This window comes from Dietzia sp. NPDC055343 (assembly GCF_053645265.1).
The window spans coordinates 1-2,343 of the sequence record NZ_JBSHMJ010000112.1; the positions used below are offsets into that span (position 1 = coordinate 1).

Sequence of the window (2,343 nt, forward strand, 5' to 3'; positions counted from 1 at the left end):
CGGGTGGCGACGAACTTGGCCAGGCCCACCAGTCCCGCCACCAGCACCAGGAACACGATGCAGTAGGCAACTACGGCTCCCGTGCCCACGTTGAGGAAGACGGGGACGTAGACGCCGATGTTGTCGCCGCCGTTGGCGAAGGTTACGCCGGCCACGGTCCACACGGCGACGTTCTTGCCCTCGATTTTTACGTCGTCGTCATCGTCCCCGCGCAAGGTCTGCCACGCGGCCCACAGTCCCAAGCCCAGTGGGATCAGCCCGAAGTAGGGGATGGCCTCTGGGGGCAGGAAGGCTCCCGCGCCCAGGGAGACGAGTACAGCGGCGCCGAGGATGCCGACGAACCCGAGATACTGGCCAGCCAGGATGCGGGCGGTGGTTCCACGTTGGCCTGCGCCGCGGGCGAAGAACAGTGAGAGGACGATGATGTCGTCGATGTTGGTGGCGATGAACAGGCCGATCGCCTGCAAGGCCGAGGTCAGGATCACGCGCCCGACCCCGTGTCGCAACAACCCGGCGCTGAGCAGGCTGGGTCCAGGCAGGAGGCGTTCTCGTTGACGGCGAGGGTGACCTCGACCAGGGAGGCTAGTGACTGCGCCAGGTGCGGATCTGCGATCTCATAGCGGGTCTGGCGGCCTTCGGGTACGGCGACCGCGATCCCGCAGTCGCGAAGGCACGCCAGATGGTTCGACACGTTCGAACGCGTCAGTTCTAAGTCCCGGGCCAGCTCCGCCGGGTAGGCCGGCCGCTCCAGCAACGTCAGCAGTATCCGGGACCGCGTCGGATCGGCCATCGCCCGCCCCAACCGATTCATCACATCCACACGAGAAGCAACAGTCAGCATATGTTGAACTATACAGTGGTCGCTGAACTGTCGCGAAGGCGCCTTAAGAACCTAAAGGTTTTCAAGACACCCGACACCGTCCAGGACAGCGACCACTTTTGAGCAGTTTTCCTGGCTCTACGGCCACTCGCCGGTGTCTCATTAAGTCATCTTGGCGACATTCGTCTCAGGATCGGCCTCGGTAGGGGTTTATGGGGCAGAATCGGGTCATGAGGCTCTTGGGGTACACCCGCGTCAGTACCGCGAGTCAGGACGCGCAGTTGCAGTTGGATGCACTCGTGGATTCCGGGGTTCAGAAGCGCGACGTCTTCTCCGACGTCACCTCGGGGAGCCGGACCGCGATCGAGCGCCCGGGGATGAAGCGGCTGATGGACTACATCGAGCCCGGCGATACCGTCGTGGTGTGGCGCATTGACCGCCTCGGCCGCTCCCTGATCGATGTCCTCAATACCGTGAACCTGCTTCGCGACAAGGGCGTGAAGATCCGGTCGCTCTCGGACGGCATCGATCCGGAGACCACCTCCGGCCGGTTGATGCTGGGCATGCTCGCCACCCTGGCCGAGTACGAGCGCGAGCTCATCACTGAACGCGTCAACGCCGGCATCGCCGCGGCGAAGCAGAACGGCACGAGGTTCGGTCGGCCCCCGGTCGATCCCGCAGTGATCGCCGAAAAACTCGACATCGCCCAGGGCGCCCGAAGAAAGGGCCGCACCGCCGCCGAAGCGGCCAGCTTGGTCGGATGGTCCCGCGCCACCCTCTACCGCCACCAGCAAGCCGCCCGAGCCCTCGAGGCGCTCGAGCCTTAATGCAGGTGGCGCCGTCAGGTATCGCCGCTAGAACGCCGCCACCGAGCAGCGCGATTTACCGGTACACCCGTGCGGGACGGCCGAGAGGCCGCCATCGGCGCTGTGTCGCAGGGTGTGTTTTGCTATTTATGAAACGTCGTCCCGTTGGGTCTAGGGTGTATTGATACATCTGCTCGGCGAAAGGGTCTTCTGGTGGCTGATCGGATCGGGACATTGCTTGACCGTTCGGGTGACGGTGGCGAGGAGGTGCTCATCGTCAGCCGCGGGAAGATGCGGACTCGGTTCCGTCGCCGAGACGAGTTGGACTGGAGCCTTCGGGTGGAGTCAACGGACTCGGAGAACATCGTCGAGGAGAAGCCGAAGCCGGATCCGACGTCGGCTCGCCGAGCCTCGCGTCCACGCGGTCAGCGGGTGGCGTATGTGCGGGTGTCGGCCGCCGATCAGAACGAGGCGCGTCAGCTCGAGGCGGTGGGGGAGTGCGACCGGGTCTACGTCGAGAAACAGTCCGCTCGCTCGCGTGCCGATCGCGTGAAGCTCGAAGAGTGCATTAGGTATCTCCGGGACGGTGACGAGCTGGTGGTCGCGTCAATGGACAGACTCGCTCGTTCCCTGGTCGATCTCAAGCAGATCGTTGGTGAGGTCACTGCCAAGGGCGCGAGTGTGGAGTTTGTCCATGAACGGGCTACCTACGCCGCC

4 protein-coding genes are annotated in these 2,343 nt (G+C 64.3%); 2 read left to right on the plus strand and 2 right to left on the minus strand.

Features of this window, described 5'->3' with window-relative positions; all coding sequences use genetic code 11:
• Together ACWIE7_RS18840 and cmtR are read right to left on the minus strand one after the other, a co-directional pair.
• On the minus strand, positions 1 to 485 hold a 485-nt coding region (locus tag ACWIE7_RS18840), incomplete at its 3' end, for a cadmium resistance transporter (protein ID WP_454070278.1).
• Positions 482 to 841, minus strand: a complete 360-nt coding sequence (cmtR, locus tag ACWIE7_RS18845) for a Cd(II)/Pb(II)-sensing metalloregulatory transcriptional regulator CmtR (RefSeq protein ID WP_070721788.1) — start codon at positions 839 to 841, stop codon at positions 482 to 484. The genes cmtR and ACWIE7_RS18840, both read right to left, overlap by 4 nt.
• Positions 842 to 1,050: 209 nt before the next feature.
• Here cmtR and ACWIE7_RS18850 point away from each other — a divergent pair, with 209 nt between their 5' ends.
• Positions 1,051 to 1,647, plus strand: coding sequence for a recombinase family protein (locus ACWIE7_RS18850; protein ID WP_454070279.1), 597 nt, complete (start codon positions 1,051 to 1,053; stop codon positions 1,645 to 1,647).
• A 192-nt stretch (positions 1,648 to 1,839) separates the two neighbouring features.
• On the plus strand, positions 1,840 to 2,343 hold a 504-nt coding region (locus ACWIE7_RS18855), incomplete at its 3' end, for a recombinase family protein (RefSeq protein ID WP_454070280.1).

What these genes read in the sequence shown, in the direction of transcription:
- cmtR (WP_070721788.1), bottom strand. Translation starts at nt 841, where the DNA reads ATGCTGACTGTTGCTTCTCGTGTGGATGTGATGAATCGGTTGGGGCGG.
- ACWIE7_RS18850 (WP_454070279.1), top strand. Translation starts at nt 1,051, where the DNA reads ATGAGGCTCTTGGGGTACACCCGCGTCAGTACCGCGAGTCAGGACGCG.